This is a genomic window from Corynebacterium sp. UBA2622 (assembly GCF_002339505.1).
GTDB lineage: Bacteria > Actinomycetota > Actinomycetes > Mycobacteriales > Mycobacteriaceae > Corynebacterium.
Genome location: NZ_DDJO01000003.1, coordinates 7,536 through 7,916, shown reverse-complemented (window position 1 = coordinate 7,916; position 381 = coordinate 7,536). Strand labels below are relative to the sequence as shown.

1 protein-coding gene is annotated in these 381 nt (G+C 65.6%); it reads right to left on the bottom strand.

From position 1 onward, the window contains the following. Positions 1-46: 46 nt before the first annotated feature. Positions 47-241 (bottom strand): hypothetical protein, encoded by a 195-nt coding sequence (locus tag B3611_RS01670; RefSeq protein WP_291313349.1) that lies wholly within the window; start codon positions 239-241, stop codon positions 47-49. Positions 242-381: the final 140 nt, after the last annotated feature.

Sequence of the window (381 nt, the reverse complement as noted above, 5' to 3'; positions counted from 1 at the left end):
CCCCCGCCTAGGCGGGGGTTGAGTTGGGGCCGGTGCGGCCCGGAACCTAGCGGTTGATGCGCGTGGTCGGGTGGATGTACCCGACCTCCTCGTAGGGGCGCGGGAGGACGAGGTCGTCACCGTAGGGGCTGGAGGCACCCGCGAGCGAGGAGGTTACCTCGGTGATCGCGTGCCCGTTGCCGGGAGTGTGGTCGGGCCACGCCGGGTTCGCGTTACCAATCTTGTCAACGTCTTTAGCCATGCCTCATATTCTTACATGTCGCGCCGTAAAACGCACGTACACTTACCCCCACAATGCATGATCTCACCTCCGCGCTTTCCGCCATGTCGGACGGGGAGCTGCGCGCGCTCATCGACGCCCGACCCGACGCCACCTTTCCC

Coding starts and splice junctions, on each gene's coding strand:
- B3611_RS01670 (WP_291313349.1), bottom strand. CDS start 241: ATGGCTAAAGACGTTGACAAGATTGGTAACGCGAACCCGGCGTGGCCC.